Annotated in this window: 21 protein-coding genes and 1 tRNA gene; 15 read left to right on the plus strand and 7 right to left on the minus strand. The window is 73.0% G+C overall.

Annotated elements, in window-relative coordinates:
* The first annotated feature begins 12 nt into the window (after positions 1 to 12).
* Complete coding sequence (locus tag KBZ08_RS11325) at positions 13 to 702, plus strand: response regulator transcription factor (RefSeq protein WP_106222648.1); 690 nt, start codon at positions 13 to 15, stop codon at positions 700 to 702.
* A gap of 58 nt (positions 703 to 760) precedes the next feature.
* On the opposite strand, the gene KBZ08_RS11330 is transcribed toward KBZ08_RS11325, so the two are convergent.
* A tRNA-Lys gene (locus KBZ08_RS11330) sits at positions 761 to 832 on the minus strand.
* 84 nt (positions 833 to 916) lie between these two features.
* On the opposite strand from KBZ08_RS11330, the gene KBZ08_RS11335 reads away from it, so the two are divergent.
* From KBZ08_RS11335 to KBZ08_RS11365, 7 genes are all read left to right on the plus strand, one after another.
* A complete protein-coding gene (locus tag KBZ08_RS11335) occupies positions 917 to 1,432 on the plus strand; it encodes a gamma carbonic anhydrase family protein (protein WP_254973040.1) in 516 nt (171 codons plus the stop codon).
* Between the two features lie 30 nt (positions 1,433 to 1,462).
* A complete protein-coding gene (locus KBZ08_RS11340) occupies positions 1,463 to 1,585 on the plus strand; it encodes a photosystem II protein Y (protein WP_015108528.1) in 123 nt (40 codons plus the stop codon).
* Complete coding sequence (trmFO, locus tag KBZ08_RS11345) at positions 1,585 to 2,976, plus strand: FADH(2)-oxidizing methylenetetrahydrofolate--tRNA-(uracil(54)-C(5))-methyltransferase TrmFO (RefSeq protein WP_254973042.1); 1,392 nt, start codon at positions 1,585 to 1,587, stop codon at positions 2,974 to 2,976. Before KBZ08_RS11340 ends, trmFO begins: the two co-directional genes overlap by 1 nt.
* Before the next feature lie 65 nt (positions 2,977 to 3,041).
* On the plus strand, positions 3,042 to 4,619 hold the full coding sequence (crtH, locus tag KBZ08_RS11350) for a carotenoid isomerase (RefSeq protein ID WP_254973044.1): 1,578 nt from the start codon (positions 3,042 to 3,044) through the stop codon (positions 4,617 to 4,619).
* A gap of 41 nt (positions 4,620 to 4,660) precedes the next feature.
* Positions 4,661 to 5,602, plus strand: coding sequence for a carbon-nitrogen hydrolase family protein (locus KBZ08_RS11355; RefSeq protein ID WP_254973045.1), 942 nt, complete (start codon positions 4,661 to 4,663; stop codon positions 5,600 to 5,602).
* Positions 5,603 to 5,692: 90 nt separating this feature from the next.
* Complete coding sequence (locus KBZ08_RS11360; RefSeq protein WP_106222644.1) at positions 5,693 to 5,974, plus strand: hypothetical protein; 282 nt, start codon at positions 5,693 to 5,695, stop codon at positions 5,972 to 5,974.
* Complete coding sequence (locus KBZ08_RS11365) at positions 5,971 to 6,519, plus strand: hypothetical protein (protein WP_254973047.1); 549 nt, start codon at positions 5,971 to 5,973, stop codon at positions 6,517 to 6,519. The genes KBZ08_RS11360 and KBZ08_RS11365 overlap by 4 nt, the downstream gene beginning before the upstream one ends.
* A gap of 6 nt (positions 6,520 to 6,525) precedes the next feature.
* On the opposite strand, the gene KBZ08_RS11370 is transcribed toward KBZ08_RS11365, so the two are convergent.
* Positions 6,526 to 7,317 (minus strand): response regulator transcription factor, encoded by a 792-nt coding sequence (locus KBZ08_RS11370; protein WP_106222642.1) that lies wholly within the window; start codon positions 7,315 to 7,317, stop codon positions 6,526 to 6,528.
* A 203-nt stretch (positions 7,318 to 7,520) separates the two neighbouring features.
* Between KBZ08_RS11370 and KBZ08_RS11375 the strand changes: the two genes are divergently transcribed.
* The gene (locus KBZ08_RS11375) at positions 7,521 to 7,784 is read left to right on the plus strand and encodes a DUF6761 family protein (RefSeq protein WP_015108534.1); all 264 of its coding nucleotides are present in this window, start codon (positions 7,521 to 7,523) and stop codon (positions 7,782 to 7,784) included.
* Here the strand turns inward: KBZ08_RS11375 and grxD are convergent.
* The 4 genes from grxD to KBZ08_RS11395 are packed head-to-tail and all read right to left on the minus strand — an operon-like array spanning position 7,781 to position 9,743.
* On the minus strand, positions 7,781 to 8,104 hold the full coding sequence (gene grxD / locus KBZ08_RS11380; protein WP_106222641.1) for a Grx4 family monothiol glutaredoxin: 324 nt from the start codon (positions 8,102 to 8,104) through the stop codon (positions 7,781 to 7,783). The genes KBZ08_RS11375 and grxD overlap by 4 nt on opposite strands.
* A gap of 24 nt (positions 8,105 to 8,128) precedes the next feature.
* Positions 8,129 to 8,362: a BolA family protein gene (locus KBZ08_RS11385; RefSeq protein ID WP_015108536.1), complete on the minus strand. Its 234-nt coding sequence runs from the start codon at positions 8,360 to 8,362 to the stop codon at positions 8,129 to 8,131.
* Positions 8,363 to 8,409: 47 nt separating this feature from the next.
* Positions 8,410 to 8,985 carry a hypothetical protein gene (locus tag KBZ08_RS11390; protein ID WP_106222640.1) on the minus strand — a complete coding sequence of 192 codons (576 nt, stop codon included), beginning with the start codon at positions 8,983 to 8,985 and terminating at the stop codon, positions 8,410 to 8,412.
* 29 nt (positions 8,986 to 9,014) lie between these two features.
* The gene (locus KBZ08_RS11395; RefSeq protein ID WP_219904444.1) at positions 9,015 to 9,743 is read right to left on the minus strand and encodes a 1-acyl-sn-glycerol-3-phosphate acyltransferase; all 729 of its coding nucleotides are present in this window, start codon (positions 9,741 to 9,743) and stop codon (positions 9,015 to 9,017) included.
* 143 nt (positions 9,744 to 9,886) lie between these two features.
* Here KBZ08_RS11395 and KBZ08_RS11400 point away from each other — a divergent pair, with 143 nt between their 5' ends.
* Positions 9,887 to 10,636, plus strand: a complete 750-nt coding sequence (locus KBZ08_RS11400) for a pyridoxine 5'-phosphate synthase (protein ID WP_254973050.1) — start codon at positions 9,887 to 9,889, stop codon at positions 10,634 to 10,636.
* Between the two features lie 13 nt (positions 10,637 to 10,649).
* A complete protein-coding gene (locus tag KBZ08_RS11405) occupies positions 10,650 to 10,970 on the plus strand; it encodes an MgPME-cyclase complex family protein (RefSeq protein WP_106222638.1) in 321 nt (106 codons plus the stop codon).
* Between the two features lie 45 nt (positions 10,971 to 11,015).
* On the opposite strand, the gene KBZ08_RS11410 is transcribed toward KBZ08_RS11405, so the two are convergent.
* Complete coding sequence (locus tag KBZ08_RS11410) at positions 11,016 to 11,369, minus strand: hypothetical protein (RefSeq protein WP_254973052.1); 354 nt, start codon at positions 11,367 to 11,369, stop codon at positions 11,016 to 11,018.
* Positions 11,370 to 11,490: 121 nt separating this feature from the next.
* On the opposite strand from KBZ08_RS11410, the gene KBZ08_RS11415 reads away from it, so the two are divergent.
* The 4 genes from KBZ08_RS11415 to KBZ08_RS16370 are packed head-to-tail and all read left to right on the plus strand — an operon-like array spanning position 11,491 to position 20,945.
* A complete protein-coding gene (locus tag KBZ08_RS11415; RefSeq protein ID WP_254973054.1) occupies positions 11,491 to 12,177 on the plus strand; it encodes a metallophosphoesterase in 687 nt (228 codons plus the stop codon).
* 10 nt (positions 12,178 to 12,187) lie between these two features.
* On the plus strand, positions 12,188 to 15,472 hold the full coding sequence (locus KBZ08_RS11420) for an exodeoxyribonuclease V subunit gamma (RefSeq protein ID WP_254973056.1): 3,285 nt from the start codon (positions 12,188 to 12,190) through the stop codon (positions 15,470 to 15,472).
* On the plus strand, positions 15,469 to 19,275 hold the full coding sequence (locus tag KBZ08_RS11425; RefSeq protein WP_254973058.1) for a UvrD-helicase domain-containing protein: 3,807 nt from the start codon (positions 15,469 to 15,471) through the stop codon (positions 19,273 to 19,275). Before KBZ08_RS11420 ends, KBZ08_RS11425 begins: the two co-directional genes overlap by 4 nt.
* A complete protein-coding gene (locus tag KBZ08_RS16370) occupies positions 19,272 to 20,945 on the plus strand; it encodes an ATP-dependent RecD-like DNA helicase (RefSeq protein ID WP_261359305.1) in 1,674 nt (557 codons plus the stop codon). The genes KBZ08_RS11425 and KBZ08_RS16370 overlap by 4 nt, the downstream gene beginning before the upstream one ends.
* Positions 20,946 to 21,090 lie beyond the last annotated feature (145 nt).

Here is a 21,090-nt window from a genome sequence, read left to right on the forward strand (position 1 = left end):
GGCCTGGCCACCATGGATCTCACGCCGTTCCTGGGCAGCCTGGAGGGGAACACCTTCGATGCGGTGCTGCTCTCGGTGGCGTCCGGCGGAAAGGTGGCGATCGCCATGAAGGGCCGCTTCCTGCTGCGGGCCCTGTGCGAGAGCATCAGCGACCGCAGCCTGATCGGCTGCGCCATCACCCACGAGCAGGGCTGCCTCGACTACCTGCAGCGGGATCCCTACGACCTGCTGCTCTGCACCGACCACCTGGAGAGCGGCAACGGCTTCGACCTCACCCGCCGGGCCAAGGAGCTCTACCCCGACCTCAAGGTGGTGATGCTGGCCCTCGGGGATGTGATTCCGGCGGAGTACGAGCACGCCCCCTGGCTGGAGGCCGTGGTGGCCGAAGCCGACATCGTTGACGACCAGCGGCCCCTGCAGGCCGCCGTGATCGCCGTGATGGGCCACCACTCCTACCGCAGCCCCTCCCTGCGCTCCGGAAAGCTCCCCTACCTCAGCTGTCCGCGGCTGACGCCGCGGGAGTACGAGGTGCTCGACCTGCTGGCCAGCGGCCTCAGCGACCGTGAGATCGCCCAGAAATTGGTGGTGAGCGACGCCACGGCCCGCACCTACACCAAGCGCCTGCTCCAGACCCTGGGCGTCAACAACCGACTGCAGGCCGTGCTCAAGGGGGTCCGCTGCGGGATGGTGCAGCTGGGCTGAAACCGCACCATCGAGGCCGACGGATCGGGCCTTCAATGAAGCTGTTCAGGGAAAGGGATGGGTCGCCTGAGATTCGAACTCAGGACCAGTCGGTTAAAAGCCGAATGCTCTACCGCTGAGCTAGCGACCCGTCGCTGGGGAAGCTATCACCCGGCGGTGACCCTCTCCAAGCCCACCGGCCGCCGCACTCTGCCCCCCATCGAGGCCACGCCCCATGCCCAGCCCTGACCCCTGGCCCAGCCGCTGGGACGCCCCCCGCATCGACGCCGCCGCCTGGGTGGCCCCGTCGGCGGTGGTGATCGGCGATGTGGAGCTGGCGGCGGGGGCCAGCCTCTGGCCCACCGCCGTGGCCCGGGGGGATGTCTGCGCCATCCGGGTGGGGGAAGGCAGCAACGTGCAGGACGGCGCCGTGCTGCACGGGGACCCGGGCCAGCCCGTGACCATCGGCAACGATGTGACCATCGGCCACCGGGCCGTCATCCATGGCGCCACGCTGGAGGACGGCTGCCTGATCGGCATCGGTGCCATCGTGCTCAACGGCGTCACGGTGGGGGCCGGGGCCCTGGTGGCGGCCGGCTCGGTGGTCACCCGCGACGTGCCCGCCGGTGCCCTGGTGATGGGGGCTCCGGCGGTGGTGAAACGCCAGCTCGACCCGGCCGCGATCGAAGCCCAGCGCCAGCACGCGGATCGTTATCGCCAGCTGGCGGAGGTTCACGCTGGACTCCGTTAGGATCCCGCCATCGTTTTTCCCTCCCCCGCCATGGACCTCCGGCTGCTGCTCGTCGCTGCTCCGATCCTCTTGGCCGTGGGTTGGGCCGCCTTCAACATCGGCCGCGCCGCCGTGGGTCAGCTGCAACTGATGCTCAAGCGCGCCCGCGCCTGATGGTTGTTGTCATCGGTGCCGGTCTCGCCGGCACCGAAGCCGCCTGGCAGATCGCCGAGGCCGGGATCCCAGTGCGGCTGGTGGAGATGCGGCCCGTGCGCCCCTCCCCGGCCCACCACAGCGGCGATTTCGCCGAGCTGGTCTGCAGCAACAGCTTCGGCTCCCTCTCCCCGGATCGGGCCGCCGGCCTGCTCCAGGAAGAGTTGCGGCGCCTGGGATCGCTGGTGATCCGCACCGCCGACGTCCATGCGGTGCCCGCCGGCGGCGCCCTGGCCGTCGATCGGGGCCGCTACAGCTCCGCCCTCACGGCCGCCTTCGAGGCCCATCCCCTGGTGACGGTGGAGCGCCGCGAGCAGCTGGCGCTGCCCGACCCGGAGGAGATCGCCGTGCTGGCCACCGGGCCCCTCACTGGCGCCGCCCTGGCCGACGACCTGCTGCGCTTCACCGGCCGGGAGTCCTGCCACTTCTTCGATGCCGCCAGCCCGATCGTGGAGGGGGAAGGGATCGATCTGTCGGTGGCCTTCCGGGCCAGCCGCTACGACAAAGGCGACGCCGACTACATCAACTGCCCCATGGACAGGGAGCAGTACCTCGCCTTCCGCACGGCCCTGCTGGAGGCCGAGAAGGCGGAGCTGAAGGATTTCGAGCAGGAGAGTGCCACCTTCTTCGAAGGCTGCCTGCCGATCGAAGAGCTGGCCCGCCGCGGCGAGGACACCATGCGCTACGGCCCGCTCAAGCCGATCGGCCTCTGGGATCCCCGCTGGGGCGACCTGCACGACCGCGACGTGCGCCGCGCCAAACGGGCCCATGCGGTGGTGCAGCTGCGCCAGGAGGACAAGGACGGCCAGCTCTGGAACCTCGTCGGCTTCCAGACCAACCTGAAATGGGGCGAGCAACAGCGCGTGCTGCGCATGATCCCCGGTCTGGAGAACGCCTCCTTCGTGCGCTTCGGGGTGATGCACCGCAACACCTTTCTGGAGTCCCCCGAGCTCCTCCAGCCCACCCTGCAGTTCCGCCAGCGGCCCACCCTGCTGGCTGCCGGGCAGATCACCGGCACCGAGGGCTACGCCGCCGCGGTGGCGGGCGGCTGGCTGGCCGGCACCAACGCCGTCCGGCTGGTGCGGGGCCTGCCGCCCCTGAGCCTGCCGCCCACCACCATGGCCGGGGCCCTGCTGGCCTTCATCAGTGAGGTGGAGCGCAGCCACGGCGCCCGCAAGGGGGGCTTCCAGCCCATGCCCCCCAGCTTCGGCCTGATGCCGGAGCTGCCGGAGCGCATCCGCGACAAACGCCGCCGCTACGGGGCCTACCGCGACCGGGCCCTGGCGGACCTGGCCGCCTGGGACGCACAACGCCAGGCCGCAACTTCGGCGGTGGCGATGGCCGCCGGCTGAGCCGGCCCGCCCGCCGGAGCCGGGCCGCTTCCTAGGGTCGGGCCGCTCCCGTTCGCCTGGTTCCGGTGACCGTCACCGTCCCTTCTTCCGCCGCCGCTCCCCTCACCGCGGCCGATGGCCGCCCCTGGGACGTGGTCGTGATCGGCTCGGGGATCGGCGGACTGGTCACAGCCAGCCAGCTGGCGGCCAAGGGGGCGCAGGTCTTGGTGCTGGAGCGCTACCTGATCCCCGGCGGCAGCGGAGGCAGCTTCCAGCGCCAGGGCTACACCTTCGACGTCGGCGCCTCGATGATCTTCGGCTTCGGCGAGAAGGGCCACACCAACCTGCTCACCCGCGCCCTGGCCGATGTGGGCGAGCACTGCGAAACGATCCCCGACCCCGCCCAGCTGGCCTACCACCTGCCCGGCGGCCTGTCGGTGGCGGTCGACCGCGACTACGAGCGTTTCATCGCTGATCTCACCGCCCTGTTCCCCCATGAGGCCAAGGGGATCCGCGCCTTCTACGACACCTGCTGGCAGGTGTTCCGCTGCCTCGATGCGATGCCGCTGCTGTCGCTGGAGGACCCCGCCTACCTGGCCAAGGTGTTCTTCCGCGCGCCCCTGGCCTGCCTGGGGCTGGCCCGCTGGCTGCCGGTGAACGTGGGCGCCGTGGCCCGTGCCCACATCAGCGATCCGGCCCTGCTCAAGTTCATCGACATGGAGTGCTTCTGCTGGTCGGTGATGCCCGCCGATCGCACGCCGATGATCAACGCCGGCATGGTGTTCTCCGATCGCCACGCCGGCGGCATCAACTACCCGAAAGGCGGCGTCGGCGTGATCGCCGAGAAGCTGGTGGCGGGCCTGCGCCGCCACGGCGGCACGATTCACTACCGCTCGCGGGTGGTGAAGGTGCTGCTGGAGGGCGAGGGACCCCAGACCCGCGCCGTGGGGGTGCGGCTGGCCAGTGGCGAGGAGATCCGCGCCCGCCGGGTGGTGAGCAACGCGACCCGCTGGGACACCTTCGGCTCCCTGGTGGACGAGGCCCACACCCCGGCGGCCGAGCAGACCTGGCGGCGGCGCTACCGGCCCTCCTCCTCCTTCCTCTCCCTGCATCTGGGGGTGCGGGCCGAAGCGATCCCCCCCGGCAGCCATGTCCACCACCTGCTGCTGGAGCGCTGGGAGGACATGGAGGCCGAGCAGGGGGTGATCTTCGTCTCGATCCCGACGCTGCTCGATCCCTCCCTGGCCCCGGCCGGCCACCACATCGTGCACACCTTCACCCCCTCGGAGATGGCCCCCTGGCAGGGGCTGGCCCCGGGGGCCTACCGGGCCGCCAAGGAGGCCGCCGCCTCCCGCCTGATCCGCCGCCTGGAGGCGATCCTGCCGGGCCTGGAGGGGGCGATCACCCACCGGGAGATCGGCACCCCCCGCAGCCACCGCCGCTTCCTGGGCCGCCACGGCGGCAGCTACGGGCCGGTGCCGGCCCTGCGGCTGCCCGGCCTGCTGCCGATGCCCTTCAACCGCACCGCCATCCCCGACCTCTACTGCGTCGGGGATTCCTGCTTCCCCGGCCAGGGCCTGAACGCGGTGGCCTTCAGCGGCTTCGCCTGCGCCCACCGCATCGGTGCTGACCTGGGCCTCAACCCCTGGAACCTGCCGGCCTGAAGCGGCCGGAGCCCATCAACTCTTCCGCTGCCGCGCACCCCATGCCCATGGTTCCCGACCATCGCCTGCACTGCGTCGTGAGGCCGCAGCCACCGGCCGCCGGCGAGGGCCTGCGGCTGGGGATCTGGCAGGGCAGCGGCAGCGCCGGCACCCCCGAGGCCGTCGACGAGAACCTGGAGCGCCTGGAGCGGGTCTGTGAGCTGGCGGCGGGGCAGGGAGTGCAGCTGCTGGCCTTCCCAGAGCTGTATCTGAGCGGCTACATCGTCACGCCCGCCATCGCGCGGCAGCTGGCCGAGCCGGTGGAGGGGCCCAGCCTGGGGCGGGTGGCGGCCGCCGCGCGCCGCCACGGTCTGGCGGTGGCCTGTCCCTACCCCGAACGGGCCACCGTGGCCGGCGAGGAGCGCTTCTACGACGCCATTGCCCTGTTCGACCGGGACGGCAGCCTGCTGCGCAACTACCGCAAGACCCACCTCTGGGGGCCGGACGAGAAACGCTGCTGGACTGCCGGCTACCGTCACACCGAGGAAGGGGCGGCGTTCACGGTCCAGCCGGTGAACGGGCTGGGGGTGGGCCTGCTCAACTGCTACGAGGCCGAGTTCCCCGAGCTCACCCGGCGGCTGGCCCTGGAGGGGGCGCAGCTGGTGCTGATCCCCACCGCCGCCGATGCCTGGGCCGAGCTGAGCACCGGCGAGCGCACCGACCGGCCCTACCCGGATGTGTCCCGCACCCTGATCCCCGCCCACGCCTTCCAGAACGGCTGCTTCGTGGCCTACGCCAACCGCTGTGGCGAGGAGACGGTGAACGGCCGGGTGATGGCGGCGTACCTGGGCAACAGTGTCATCTGCGGCCCCCATGGCGATGTGCTGGCGGCCGCCCGGCCGGAGCCGACGCTGCTGATCGCCGACTGCCGGCCCGGCGAGTACGGGCCCACCCACCCCGCCGCCACCCGCTACCACGAGGATCTCCGGCCCGATCTCTACTGACCGGCGGCCCAGCCACCAGCCGCGACCCGGGCGGCCGGCCACGCCGGAGCGGGGTCGGCCGTAAAATATGTAAACATTTATTGCGCATCCATGGCGGCTCCGATTCCCAGCTCCTCCGACCTGGCGCGCTACCTGGAGGCCCGCGGTGAGATGGGCAAACCCTGGGTGTGGCACCTGCTGCGGCTCAGCAAGCTCAAGGAGGCCAAAGACACCATGGAGCCCAACGAGTACGTCGAACGGCTCGGGGAGGCCCACGCCGACCTGATGCGGCTGGGCGAGTTCTGGAAAGGGCGGGAGGCGGAGGTGTTCGGGGGCCGCTACCAGCCCTCGGAGGTGATCGAGCCCCTGCCCGGTTCCCCCGACGACCGATGAGCCCCACCCCGACGGCCCAGCGCTACCCGATGGCGCCGCTGATCCGCTTCACCCTGCTCGCCCTTTACCTGGCCCTCGTCCTGCCCCTGCCGGTGCTGGCGCCGCCATCCCTGTGCCTGCCCCTGCTGCTGGCCGCCATCGCCGGCCTGCTGCTGGTGGTCGCCATCACCAGTGAGCGGGTCGAGCTGGACGAGCGCCAGCTGCGGGTGGGCCATCCCCCCTGGTGCTCCTGGCTGCTGCGCCGTGGCTGGCAGCTGCCCTGGGATCGCATCACCGCCCTCACCCCGGTCACCACCAGCCAGGGCGGAAGGGTGTACTACGTGCGCACGGCCAGCTCCGAGGGGGAACGCAGTGGCGCCGCCTGGCTGCTGCCCCAACGGGTGGCCCGTTTCGAGGACTTTCTGGAGGGCTTCAGCGCTGCCACCGGCATCGCCACCGAGGGCATCGGTCGGATCAGCCCACCCTGGACCTACCGGCTGCTGGCCCTGCTGTGTGGGCTCCTGCTTGCGGGGGAAGCGGCGGCCCTGATTCTGCGGCCGGCCTGAACGTCCCTAGTTGAGGCGGGAGGCGCTGCTTGGGGACGACACCAGCAGACCCGAGCCGGCGGCGCCAGCAGCCTCCTCGCTGAACTCCGGCAGGGTGTCGAGACTGAAGCGGTAACCCTGCTGCCGCATCGTTTCGATGGCGCCGCCCTCCCCCAGTCCGGCCTGTTCGAGCTTGCGGCGCAGGGTCAGCACCTGGGTGTCGACCGAGCGGGGGCCGCCACTGAAGGGGGGCCAGGCCATGCGCAGCAGTTCCTGGCGGCTGCGGACCACCCCCGGCGGCATCAGCAGGGCGCAGAGCAGGGCAAACTCCCGCGGGCTGAGCTCCACCGGCTGGTCCCGCAGGGTGACCTGACGCAGCAGCAGGTGCACTTCCAGGGGGCCCACACAGACCCGTTCCTGGAGACCGCTGCCGCTGCGGCGCAGCAGGGTGCGGCAGCGGGCCGCCAGCTCCTCGAGACCGAAGGGCTTGCGCAGCACGTCGTCGGCGCCGGCATCGAGCAGGGCCACCACGGGTTCCGAACCGGAGCGGGCCGTGAGCACCATTACCTGGCAGTGCAGCTGGGCGGCGAGGCGCAGGGCCGAGGTCTCCTCGAGCAGCTCGGCGCTCACCAGCAGATCGGGGGACTGCTCCTGGCAGATCTCCAGGGCTTCGCGGGCCGTGGCGACGGCGGCGGCCAGATGCCCATCCTGGCGCAGACGCTGGGCAAGAACCGTCCGGAGGGTCGCGTGGGGGTCCACCACGAGGACGCGGCGAGGTGTTCCTCCTGGGTCAGTCAGCTTGTCCTGGGCCACGGGCATCTCCTCGGCATCACGATGAAATCAGAAGCGGAAGTGCCGACAGCCGATTGAGTGTGCCAACGCTAACTGGAAATGTGCGGGGACGCCGGTGACGGGCGATGCCTTGTCAACTGTCCGCCCCCTGATGACGGTCCCGGCACGGCAGGATGGTGGCATCTGCCGGCTCTCGCCGCCACCATGACCCCAGGGGCCCGACCCCAGCCATGACAGCACTCCAACACCCCGACGCGATCCGCCACTTCCAGTCCCTGTGTGATGCCTGCCAGGCCCTGTCCGACCGTCACCACGGGCCCTCCGAGCTGCGGCTGTACGCGGACGGCTACCTCCACGCCCTGCGTCGCACGGCCGTGCTGGATCACCACTCGCAGCGCCGGCTGGAGGAACTGATCGACCGCTGGATCCAGGACCCCTCCAGCTTCCTGGGGCCCGACGGCCAGCCCCGCCTGCTGATGGAGCGGAGCCGTTAGGAGGCCAGGGCCACTTCCAGCTTCTCGCGCAGCTCACCGCTGTTGTACATCTCAATGAGGATGTCGGAGCCGCCAAGGAACTCCCCTTTCACATACACCTGGGGAATGGTGGGCCAGTCGGAGAACTCCTTGATCCCCTGGCGGATCTCCATGTCGGAGAGGACGTCGAAGGTCTCGAAAGGCACACCCAGCGACTGCAGGATCTGGACGACGTTGTTAGAGAATCCACACTGAGGCATCAGTTTGTTGCCCTTCATGAAGACCATCACCGGGCTGGCGCTGATCAGGGCGTCGATGCGTTGACGGGTGCTGGCATCCATGGTCGGAATCGCGGAGGGGGAACGTCAGGAAGGAAGGGAGGTCTGCAGGGCCAGGGCATGGATCGCCTCGCTGGCCAGCTCGCTGCGCAGGGCGCCGTAGACGAGCTGGTGCTGGCGCACCCGGTTGAGGCCGGCGAAGGCACCGGACACCACCTTCACCTGCAGGTGGTCACCGCCCCCGGTGAGATCCTCCACCTCAACGGCGGCATCGGGGAGCGCGCGCAGAATCGCGTCCTTGACCTGCTCCGGTTGCACCATGGCGGCGGGGATCGGGGAGATGACGGAAGGCTGGAATCTAAGGACGATCACCCACCGGCGGTCGATCCCGGGGCGTTGTACGGGGTGATCACGAAGCCCAGCTCCACCAGCTGCTGATAGGCCTTGCGGCCAGCCTCGTTGGTGGGAGTCATGATCTTCACCACCTCGACCAGCAGGGGGATGGCCACCTCGGGCTGGTTCTGGCGGCGGAACAGGGCCGCCAGCCGCAGGTTGGACTCGGCCAGCAGGGTCAGGGCCTCCCGGCCCTTGTCATCCATCTCCCGGGGGATGCGGGCATCGAGACCCCGGAAGGAGCCGCTCAGGTCGCGGTAGAAGCCGAGCAGGCGGCGGCTGGCATCGCGGGCCAGGTCGTAGAGGCGGCGGCCCTCGGCCAGGTTGCCGCTGGCCACCGCCGCATCGCCCCGCGACAGGAGGGTCTTGACCGCAGAAAGGTTGAGATCGGTGCCGGCGGGCTGGACCGTCTGGGGAGCGGCCTGGGCCCGGGCGGGCGGCGGCAGGAGCGGCTGGGCCAGGGCCAGCAGGGCCAGGCAGCTGCCGCAGACCCCGGCGAGGCCCGATGGCCGGGCGGATCGGAGGACAGAAACGGCGGAAGGCCTGATCACGTCGACGCCTGACGGGTAACGGCCGAACTTTACGGGGAGCCGATCGGGCGACCCACCACGAGGCGGGCCGCTTGCTCGGCCGACTCCATGGCGGCGGCGAGCTCGGCGCTGAAGTCCAGGGCCGCCTGGCGTCCCTGGCCCGCCGCCCGCAGGGGGCGGCCGAAACAGACGGCGGCCTGGTCACCGGGGCGGGGATCGGCGTGGCCATAGGCGAGGCCCACCGGGACCACCGGCACGTCCACGCCCTGGCTGGCGGCCAGCAGGGCCAGTCGGGCCAGCCCTTGGTGCAGACGGATCGGACCGTCCTCGCGCCGGATGCGGCCCTCGGGGAACACCACCAGCTGCTGACCGCAGGCCAGCAGCTCCACCGAGAACCGCAGGCTGGCCAGGGTGGGGCGTCCCTGGTTCACAGGGAAGCAGCCGAGGCGGTGCAGGAACCATCCCTGCAGCCCCTTCATCTCATCGGCCGTGACCATGAAGCGGCAGTCCCGGCCCGTGACCCGGCGGCCCGCCGCCCAGGGGAGCATCAGCGCGTCCCAGCGGGCCCGGTGGGTGGGGGCCAGCAGCACCGCCCCGTCGCGGGGCAGGTGCTCGCGATCGAGCACCGTCAGCTCGCCGAAATAGCCCCGCAGCGCCAGGTCGATGGTGACCACCATCGCCACGGGGGACAGCCAGGGGCTGATGCCGTTGCAGAGGGAACGCTCACGCTGGCTGACCAGCGGAGAGAGGCCTGGTCCGGAGGGCGTCTGCGCCGCCAACACTCTCGATCCGGCAGAACGTCGATGTCGAAGCTAGGGGCTGGATCCCCCCCTTGCCGGACCGCGGCGGGCAGTTGGGCCTGCGGCCGCACCCCCGGAGACCGATACGGTGCCATCAGGATCGCTTCAGCCACCCGCCGCCTATGGCCAGCCTCGGGGTCAACATCGACCACATCGCCAACGTGCGGCAGGCCCGCCGCACCGTGGAGCCCGACCCGGTGCGCTGCGCCCTGCTGGCCGAGCTGGGCGGCGCCGACGGCATCACCGTGCACCTGCGGGAGGATCGGCGCCACATCCAGGACCGGGACGTGGAGCTGCTGCGGGCCACCGTCCGCACCCGGCTGAACCTGGAGATGGCGGCCACCGCGGAGATGGAGGCGATCGCCCTGCGGGTCCGGCCCGACATGGTGACCCTGGTGCCGGAACGCCGCGAGGAGGTGACCACCGAAGGGGGCCTGGACGTGGCCGGCCAGGTGGAGAGCCTCGCGCCCCTGACGGGGCGACTGATGGAGGCGGGCATCGGCGTCAGCCTGTTCGTCGACCCCGACGACGCCCAGCTGGAGGCCTGCCGCCAGTGCGGCGCCCGCTGGGTGGAACTGCACACCGGCGCCTATGCGGAAGCCGCCTGGGGGGAGCAGCCGTTCCAGTTGGCCCGGATCACCGAAGCCACCGCCATCGCCCGGGGCCTCGGCCTGCGGGTCAACGCCGGCCATGGCCTCACCTATCACAACGTCGAGCCGATCGCCGCGATCGAGGGGATGGAGGAACTGAACATCGGCCACACGATCGTGGCCCGCGCCCTGGTGGTGGGCCTCCAGGAGGCGGTGCGCCAGATGCGGGCGCTGGTGCAGAATCCCCGCCGCGACCCGCTGTTCGGCGACCGCCAGCCCTGAGGCCCCTCCCGCCATGACCCGCTACCACTTCGTCGCCGCCAGCCGCGCCTTCCTGCTCGAGGAGGAACCCCTGGAGGAGGTGCTGCGCGAGCGCCGGCGCAACTACGCCGAAAAGGACAAGGCCATCGATTTCTGGCTCCTGGAGCGTCCCGCCTTCCTGGAGGCCCCCGAGCTGGCGGCCACCGTGGCCGCCGTTCCGCGGCCGGCGGCGGCGGTGGTGTCCACCGACGAGAAGTTCATCACCTTCATGAAGCTGCGCCTGGAGTTCGTGGCCGTGGGCAGCTTCGAGGCCCCCAGCGCCACGATCCCCGACCCCCTGGCCACCCTCAACTGACCCGGAGCGAGGGGCTGGACGGGGCGCCTGCCGGTCCGGCCCCGCTCAGAACAGGCCCAGGAACCGCCGCCGGGGCTCGTCGGGACCCTCGTCCTGGCCCGATCCGGCGGGGCGCGGTCTGCCCTGGCCGCCGTCCTGCTGGTAGCGCGGCTTGCTGTCGCCGATGGTGAGGGGGGCTTCCTTGTTCTTCCACCAGATCCAGTCCCGGATCGGCGGGGTGTTCTGCAGTTCCCAGCGGGTCAGACCCAGCCCCAGCCGCGACGAGGCATCGAGCAGCACATCCAGCATCTGCTCACCGTCACTGCAGCGGGCCAGGGCCTCGTTGGTGCGCTTCGCCCCGTCGAGGGCCTTCACCAGGGCGTTGACGCGCTGCGTGACCGGCAGATCCTTCAGGTCCATCGCCCGTTGCCTCCAGGGTGCACCGAGGGCGCACCGTATCAGCGCTGGAGCCCCGCCGGCGCCGGCGGGGGTGACAGAAGCCCACTCCAGAGGCAAGACTTGGGGGGAAGCTTCCCTCTTGATGACGTTCCCGGACCGGCGTCCACCCCATCACCGTCCACCCCAGCACTGGGTCATCGGTGATGTGCATGGATGCGCGGACGCTCTGCAACGCCTTCTGGTCCAGTTGCCGGTGGGCGATCGCCTGGTGTTCTGCGGCGACGTGATCAACCGCGGCTCCCGCATCGAGGAGGCCATGGACCTCGTCTGGGACCTGGTGCGTCGCCAGCGGGCGGTGTGGCTCAAGGGCAACCACGAGCGGGATCTGGTTCGTCAGCTCGACACGGGCCTGGCCCCCGGCCGGCCCGACCTGAACGGCAACGACACCTACCGCCAGCTGGGGGAGGCCCGCTGCCGCCTCTGGCGCGACCGCCTCGACCAGCTGCCCCTCGCCTACTGGGGTCAGGGCTGGGTGGCCACCCATGCCGGCTTCGATCCCCGCACCTGGCAGCCCGACCTCAACGTGAGGCTGGCCTTCTGGCAGGCCTACGACGACCGCTTCGGCGAGGTGATCGTCGGCCACACGCCCGGCCCCGGCCTGCGGCGCGTCGGCTCGATCGTCCTGCTCGACACCGGCGCCTGCTACGGCGGTGATCTCACCGCCTACTGCCCGGAAACACGGCAGACGCGGCAGGTCAGCAACCCGGCGGCGGCGGACCGCCCGATGGCGGCCCCGACCTCCGGCTCGGCGATGAGCCGGGCCCTCTGAGCCCACCCCTTTGCTGACGGTCTTTCGCAGCAACCGGGCCGAGTTCCTGGCCCGCCTGCTGGCCACCCAGCTCCGCCTGACCCCTCCCGACCCGTTTGAGCAGGTCCAGGTGGTGGTCAACACCTGGCCCACCAGCCGCTGGCTCGGTGAGCAGCTGGCCGAGCACCTCGGCGGCATCGCCGCCAACCTGCGCTTTCCCTTCCCCGGCAGCCACCTGCGCCAGCTGGTCGATCAGCTGCTGGCCCCCGTCGGAGAGGTCCCCACGGCGGGGGCCGTCGATCCCTGGCGTGCCGACCGGCTCGTCTGGCCCCTGCTCGACCTGCTGCCGGCGGTCGCCGCCGCGCCGGAGGGGGAGCCGCTGCGCCGCTGGCTCGCGGACAGGGGGGCGGGACCGCGGCTGGAACTGGGCCACTGGCAGCTGGGGCGGGCCATCGCCGATGCCTTCGACGACTACGCCCTCTACCGGCCCGAGCTGCTGCAGGCCTGGGAGAGTGGGCAGGCGATCGATGGCCGCGGCCGGCCCCTGCCCGACAGCCAGTGCTGGCAGCCCCTGCTGTATCGCACCCTGCGGGCGGAGCTGGGCGCCGAACCGTTCGGGCGCCGGGTGCAAACGCTGATCGACCGACTGCGGCGCGGTAGCCCTCCCCCGGCAGCGGCCGGCGGCGGCACCCTGCGCCTCTTCGGCCTGAGCAGCATGGCCCCGATCCAGGTGCAGCTCCTGCAGGCCCTCAGCCGGCACCGGCCGGTGGACCTCTACCTGCTGACGCCCTGCCGCAATCTCTGGCAGCGCTGCGGCGAGCGCCGCCGGGAGCTCAGCGACGCCCTGGCCCTGAGCCAGCCCCTCGACGCCGCCTGGCTGCTGGAGGCCCCGGGCCTGGAGGCCCGCTTCGGCCGCCTGGGGGGGGAGTTCCAGCAGCTGCTGGAGGGCACCGGCGAGGCCCAGCTGGGGGAGGAGCAGGAGCGCGACCTGTTCTTCTCGCCCGCCGCCGGCACCACCCGGCCCCCCCTGCTGGCCCAGCTGCAGGAGCAACTGGCCGATGCCGAGCGGATGCCGGCACTGGCCCTGGATCCGGAGGACCACTCCCTGGAGTTCCACGCCTGTCCCGGCCGGCTGCGCCAGGTGCAGATCGTGCGCGACCGTCTCCTGCAGCTCCTGGCGGCCGACCCCACCCTCGAACCGCGGGACATCCTGGTGATGACGCCCGACATCGACGGATTCGCCCCCCTGGTGGCCTCGGTGTTCGGCGATGCCCATGCCACGGAGGTGGAACTCCCCTGGCGCCTGACCGACCGCAGCCAGCAGGACGGGGCGGGGCTGGGCAGCACCCTGCTGCAGCTCCTGGAGCTGGCCGGCACCCGGCTGACCGCCACCGGCCTGGAGACCCTGCTGGGCAGCCGGCCCCTGCTGGAGCGGTTCGGCCTCGAGCTGGGCGAGGCGGCCCGCCTGGTGGAGGCCCTGCAGGAGGCGGGCTTCCGCTGGGGCCTGGACGGCGAGGAGAAGGACCCGCCCTGCCACAGCCTGGCCTGGACGATCGATCGGCTGTTGCTGGGTCTGGTGCTGCCCGCCGACGCGCGCCTGGCGCCCGGGGAGACCGCCCCCTGGGAGGCGGGGGTGCCCATGGAGCTGACCGGGCGCTGGCTTCACCTGCTGGGGCGGCTGCGCCACTGGCTGGCGGAGCTGCGCCGGGGCGGCACGGTGAGCGTCTGGGCGGAGCGGCTGCGGCGGCTGATCGATGACCTCTTCAGGGACACGGGCGACATCGCCGGTGAGCGGAGCGAGCTGATGGGGGCCATCGACGCCTGGCAGACGGCCGCCGAGGCCTGCGCCCTGTCGCTGGAGGCCCCGGTGGTGGCGGCCGCGCTGCAGGAGCTGCTCGGGGCCGAGAGCGGCCGCTTCGGCCACCGCAGCGGCGCCCTGACCATCAGTGCCCTGGAACCGATGCGGGCGATCCCCTACCGGGTGATCGTGCTCATGGGGCTGGACGCGGGGCAGTTTCCCCGGGCGGGCGACCGTCCCGCCTTCCATCTGATGGAGGGGCAGCGACAGCTCGGCGATCCCCACCCCGCCGACCAGGACCGCTACGTGCTGATGGAGGCCCTGCTCTCCGCCCGGGACCACCTGCTGCTCAGCTGGAGCTGCCGCGACGACCGGAGCGGCGCCGACCTGCCCCCGTCCGGGCCGGTGCGCCAGTGGCTGCAGTGGCTGGCCGGCCAGCTGGATCCGGAAGCCATGGGGCAACTGCTGGTGGAGCACGCCGCCAACCCCCTCGACCGGCGCAACTTCCTGCCCGCAGGCGGGCGGGAGGCGCCCAGCTGTGACCGGCGGCTGCTGGAGGCGGTGCGCCGCCTGGCCGGCGATCGGCCGGTGCCGCCCGCGGCGCTCCTGGCCGGGGCGACCCCCCAGGAGGCGCCTCCCGCCGGCGGGAGCGACGCCTACACCGACCTGCGGGACTGGCTGGTGGCCCCCCAGAAGCACTGGCTACGGTCCCTGGGCCTGCGGCCCGGGGAGTGGGAGAAGCGGGTCGACGACCTCGAGGCCCTGACCCTCGGGGAGCGGGAGCGCTCCTCCCTGCTGCGGGGGACGCTGGAGCGCAGCGATGCCGAGCCCGGCGGAGAGGCCCCCCGGTCGGCCGCCGACTGGCTCGACCGGCACCGGGGTCAGGGCCTGCTGCCGCCCGGGGCGGCGGGCGCGATGGAGGCGGAGCTCCTGCAGCGCCGCTGGACGGGCCTGGTGAACGCCCTGGAGGGCCTCGGCCCCCCCCGGCGCCGCAGCCACCACTGGGGTGCCTGGCAGGCGGCGATCCCCTGGCGGGGCGAGGCCGTTGTGCTGGCGCACACGGCCCAGGCCCGGGTCAGCCACCGGCTGGAGCTCTGGCTGCAGTTGCTGCTCGCCAGCGCCGCCGGTCCCCGCCCGAGCCGGGGGGTGCTGATCGCCCGGGACGGCGATGGCTACGTGCCGGTGCTGGAGCTCATGGCACCGGAGCAGGAGGCGGCACGGGACGAGCTCGACCGTCTGGCGGGCCTGCAGCGGCAGTGGCGCTCCCGGGGTTGGCCGGTGCCGCCGGAGACGGGCTGGAGCCACGTGGCAGGCGAGCGCAAGAAACCTGGCCAGGGACGGGCCCGGGCCGCCGGGACCTGGGAAGGCTCCGGCTTCCACGCCGGCGAGCGCGATCGGGCCGAGATGGAGGCCTGTTTCGGCGCCGGCCTGGCGGCGGACGATCTGCTGACGCCGGAGCTCCTGGCCCTGGCCAGCGAGCTCTTCTCCCCCCTGCTGGCGGCGGAGGTGGAGCGATGACGCCTGCCGCCGGGGACGGCCCCGCCGAGCCCGGGCCCTTTGAAGCCAACGGCGTCAGCCTCGCTGACGGCGTCGTGCTGCTGGAGGCCAGCGCCGGCACCGGCAAGACCTTCGCCCTGGCCCATCTGGTGCTGCGGCTTCTGGTGGAAAAGCGCATCGGCCTGCGCGAGCTGCTGGTGGTGACGTATACCAACGCCGCGGCGGCGGAACTGCGGGATCGCATCGGCCGACGGCTCCAGGAGGCCCTCACCGGCCTCCAGGCCCCCGACGGCTGGGCGGCACCCGATCCCGTGCTGGTGGAATGGCTGGCGCGCCAGCCGGCCGAGCCCGCCGCCCGCGCCGCGGTGCAGGGGTTGCTGCTGCTGGCCCTCGAGGAACTCGACGCCGCCGACATCACCACCATCCACGGCTTCTGCCAGCGCACCCTGCGGCGCCACGCCATGGAAGCCGCCCGCCCCCCCGAGCTGACGCTGGAGGCCGACGCCGCCGACCTGGTGCGCCAGGTCGCCCACGACTACTGGCAGCAGCAGGTGCTGGCCCTGCCCCTGCACCTGGTGGAGGGGCTGGCGGAGGCCATCGACCTGGGGGACCTGGAGCGGCTGCTGGGCCAGCTGGATGGCGACCCCGGCCTGGCCCTCGATCCCCTGCCGGCGGGTCTGGGGCTGGAGCGCCCGCTGGCCGAGCAGCTGGAGGCCCTCTGGGAGGCCCCCTGGGCCCGGTTCCGGCAGGCCTGGTCGGACGGGGGCCGGGACCTGGAGCAGGCCTTCCGCGCCGCCGCCTCCCAGTGGCGGGCCGCTGGAGCCAGCGCCTCGAAGACCTATACCGTCAAGCCCCGAAGCGATCGCAGCGAGGTGGTCGACGCCTGGCTCACCCAGCAGCCGGAGGGGGGCAGCTATGCCGCCCTGATGGCCCAGAAGGAACTGGGGTCGTACTTCCACCCCGACCCCTTCTGCAAGGCCGCCCGCAAGGCGGAGGGTCCGGAGCGGCCGATCCGGCTGCCCGGCCACGGGCTCCTGGAGGCGGTGGCCTCCGTGCGCGAGGGCCCGGCGGAGACGGTGCTGCTGCATGGCTGCCACTGGGGGCGGGCGGAGCTGGCCCGGAGGCGGTCCCGCAGCGGCAGCATCGGCTTCGCCCAGCTGCTGGAGGGGCTCGACCCCGGCCCGGAGGCCACGGCCCCCACCCCCCTGCTGCGGGCCGTGGGTGAGCGCTACAGGGCCGCCCTGATCGATGAATTCCAGGACACGGACCCGGTCCAGTGGCGGATCCTGCGGCTGGCCTTCCCCGGCGATGCCCACCTGCTGGTCATGGTGGGGGATCCGAAGCAGGCCATCTACCGCTTCCGCGGCGGCGACCTGGACACCTACCGGCTGGCCCGCCGCAGCGCGGCGCGGGTGCTGGCGCTGCAGGAGAACCGCCGCTCGACTCCGGCGCTGATCGGGAGCCTGAACGGCCTGATGGCGCCGTCGGGCCTGCCCCGCTCCGGCCTGCCGGTGCCGGCGGTGCTGGCCCGTTCGCGGCGAAGCGGGCCCGACGACATGGCGCCGGTGCGCCTGCTCTGGCTGGGGGGCAAGCGGGCGGCGGGCGATGCCCTGCCCAGCCGGAGTGCCCTGGAGGCCCGGCTGCCCGCTCTCGTGGCCGACGCCGTCCTGGAGCTGCTGGAGCAGGCCCCCGTCCTGGCGGGGGGCGACGGGCAGCCGTCCCTGCCCCTGCGCGCCCGCGACATCGCCCTGCTGGTCCACAGCCATCGCCAGGCGGAGGACCTGCGCAGCGCGCTCGAGCGCCGGCACATCGCCAGCCGGCTGGTGAGCAAGGCCGATGTGTTCGCCAGCCCGGCCGCCACCGCCCTGCAGCGGCTGCTCGATGCCCTGGCCGATCCGGCCGATCCCGGCCGCCTGCGCCTGCTGGCCGCCTCCCCCCTGATCGGCTGGTCAGCGCGGCAGATCGCCGAGGCCGCTCCGGCCGCGTGGAGCGAGCTGGCCGGCCGGCTCCAGACCCTGGCCCGGGAGCTGCCCCATCGCGGACCGCTCGGGGTGCTCTCGCTGCTGGTGGACGGGGAAGGACTGGCCCGGCTGAGTGTCAGCGGCCGGCTGCTGGCCGACCTGCAGCAGGTGGCCGAACTGCTCCAGGAGCGCCTGCACGTGGAACAGCTGGCCCTGGTGGCCGCCGCCGACTGGCTGCGGCGCCTGCGTCTCGACCAGACCCGCGCCAGCGGGACCATCCCCGAATCCCACCAGGCCCACAGTGACAAGGCCGACGAGGCGGTGACGGTGATCACGGTGCATCGGAGCAAGGGGCTGGAGTTTCCGGTGGTGATCTGTCCCTACCTGTGGCAGGCGGCCGGCACCCCCACCGCCGGCGGCCACCGGGCGGGTCTGCGCTGGCATCCGGCCCCTGGCGGCGGCGCCCAGCTCGACCTTCATCTCCGTCCGGCCTGGGGACGGGGATGGCAGGCGCTCCGCCAGCACCGGGACGCGGAGCGGGCCGAACGGGAGCGGCTGGCCTATGTGGCCGTCACCCGGGCCCAGCACCTGCTGCTGCTCGCCTGGGGGCCGGCGAAGGGCCAGCAGGCCAATCCCCTGTTCCCCTGGCTCTTCCCGGACGAGCCCCTGCCCGATCCCGAGGACGAGACCCCCATCACCGGGCGCAGCGACAGCGACTGGCATGGGCGGTTGCAGGCGATCGAGGGTCGGGCCCTCGGGATCGAGCTGCGCCAGGCCGCCGCGGAGCCGGGGGGGCCGCGGACGCTGGCGCCGGCGCCGGCGGCGGTCGAGGCCCTGCGCTGCGGGCCGGTGCCCCTGCGCACGCTGGACACGCGCTGGGGTCGCAGCAGCTACACCGCCTGGACCCGTGCCGCCCACGGCGCCGGCGTCTCGGAGGCGGCCCTCGAGCAGGGCCGCGACACCAGCGATCCCAGCCCCGACGGCGAGGCCCCGGAGGGCGGCGACGCGGCCCTGTGGCCAGAGCAGGGTCCCCTGGCCGGCTTCGCCCGCGGAGCGGGGGCCGGCGACTGTCTGCACCGGATGCTGGAGCAGCTGGACTACCGGGTTCCGATCGACACGCCGGCCAGCCGGGAGCTTGTCGAACGGGAGCTGCGCCGGGCCGGGCTGGAGGGGGAAGCCCTCGAGCCGCTGCTGCGGGGCCTGGAGCAGGTGCGCCTCACCCCCTTCGGCGGCGGGCTGGGGTCCCTGCGGGTGGCCGATCTGGGGCCGGAGCGCCGGCTTAACGAGCTCAGCTTCGATCTCACCCTCGGCTTCGCCAGGGCGCCGGAGCTGGCGGCGGCCTTCGCCGACCACCCCGGCGGCGCCTTCGGTGCCGCCTACGCCGCCAGCGTGGGGGGCCTGCCGGTGGCCAGCCGGGGCTTCCTCACCGGCTCGATCGATCTGATCTTCACCGCCGCCGAGGCCAACGGGGATCAGCGCTGGTGGGTGGCCGACTGGAAGAGCAACTGGCTGGGCCGGCGGGACGGTGAGGGCAGGCCCCTGGCCTGCGGCCCCCGTCACTACGGCCGGGAGGCGATGGCCGCCCTGATGGCCCAGAGCCACTACCCCCTGCAGGCCCACCTCTACCTGGTGGCCCTGCACCGCTACCTGGCCTGGCGGCTGCCCGGCTATGCCCCCGAGCTCCATCTGGGGGGATACACCTACATCTTCCTGCGCGGCACGCCCGGGGAAACGGGGGCGCAGGCGCGGGGCGGAGCCGTGCCGGGCATGTTCGTGGAGCGCCCGCCCCTGGGCCGGGTCCTGGCCCTCGATGCGGCCCTGGGCGGCCATGGCGTCGACGGCGCCAGGGAGGAGCCGTCATGAGGGAGCCCCATCCGACCGTCCAGCCCTGGGTGGGAGCCCTCGCCCTCAGCCTGGCGGAAGCCCTGCCGCGCCTGCACGGCACCCCCCCCGATCCCCTGGTCGGCGAGCTGATCGCCGCCCTCACCGCGGCCCTGGCCCGGGGGGAGCTGGAACTGGATCTGCGGGGCCCGAGACCGGCGGAGGTGAGCGAGGCCGCCTGGCCTGAGGGGCACCGCCGAGCCCTGGCCGCCAGTCCGCTCGGCGGCGATCCGGACGGGCCCCTGGCCCTGGAGAACGATCGACTGCAGTGGCGCCGCTGGCAGCGGCAGCGCCAGGCGGTGCTTGAGGCCCTGGTCGTTAGGGCCGGCGCCCTGGAGCCGGGCGGCGGCGGCGAGACTCCCGGTGTTGCGGAGCCCGGAGCTGAAGAGCCTTCTGCTGCGGGTCCCGGTGCCCCCCGGAGCCTCGACGCCCGGCAGCGGCAGGCGGTGGCAGCGGTGCTCCGCCACGGACTGGTGCTGCTGGAGGGGGGACCCGGCACCGGCAAGACCAGCACGGTGGCGGCGATGATCGCGGCCCACCGGGCCAGCCAGCCCGACGCCCGCGTCCATCTGGCCGCGCCCACGGGCAAGGCGGCGGGCCGGCTGCGGGCAGCCACCGGGGGCGCCCTTCCCTGCACCACCCTGCACCGGCTCCTGGAGAGCCGCGGCGACCGCTTCGGCCGCCACCGCGGCCGCCCCCTCGACCTCGACCTGCTGGTGGTCGATGAGGTCTCGATGGTGGATGTGGGGCTGATGGGTGCCCTGCTGGAGGCCCTGCCCGGCAGCTGTCGGCTGGTGCTGGTGGGTGACCCGGCCCAGCTGCCGCCGATCGCCCCCGGGGCCGTGCTGCAGGACCTGCAGCGGCCCGAGCACCGCCGCCGGCTGGGGGACGCCGCCATCACCCTGACCACCACTTACCGCAACGCCGGGGCCATCGCCGCCGTGGCCGCCGCCCTGCGCCAGGGGCTGGGGGACGCCCCCGGCCCGCAGGACCCGGATCCGGTCGCCCCCATCCGCCCGTTGCTGCAGGCCCTGGGTGACACCGACAACCTCCGGTGGCTCCCCTGCTCCCCGCGGACCCTGCCGGCGGAGCTGCTGGAGCGGCTGCGCCGCCACCAGGCCGACCTGGGCCGGCTGGCGGGGCGATGCCGGCCGGGCTCCCCCCGCGGATGCCGGGCGCTGCTGGCCGAACGGGACCGCCTGCTGGTGATGGCGCCCCAGCGCCAGGGACGCTGGGGCCTGGAGGCGATCCACCGGACCCTGCTGGGGGCTCGGCGGGGCGAGGACCTGCAGGATCTCCCCCCGGGAACCCCCGTCCTCTGCCGCCGCAACCTGCCGGAACTGGACCTGGCCAACGGCGATGTGGGCGTCCTCGTGGGGGGTCCCGGGCCCTCGGCCCGCCTGCTGTTCGGTGACGGTGAGGGGGAGCCGCTCTGGATCCATCCCGGCCAGCTGGCCGGCGCCGCCGAACCGGCCCTGGCCCTGACGGTCCACAAGGCCCAGGGCAGCGAAGCCGAGGAGGTGATCGTGCTGCTGCCCAGCGGCACCGCCCGCGACGGGCGGCTGCTCTACACCGCCCTGACCCGGGCGCGGCAGGCGGCCCTGCTGATCAGCGAGCAGGGGGAGGGGCCCACGGGCGGGGAGGGTCCGTAAGGCTTCTTCATTCATCGCCACAGCCGGCAATGTGTCTACGAAAAGTGAACCTCCCGGGGGGATCTCTGGGCCTCGCTCCATACTTCCTCCATCGGCGCGGTTCCCCCGGGCCGAACTCACCGGAGCCCCTGCTCCAATAGTCTCC

Source organism: Cyanobium sp. Candia 9D4 (genome assembly GCF_024346155.1).
GTDB classification, from domain to species: Bacteria; Cyanobacteriota; Cyanobacteriia; order PCC-6307; family Cyanobiaceae; genus Cyanobium; species Cyanobium minutissimum.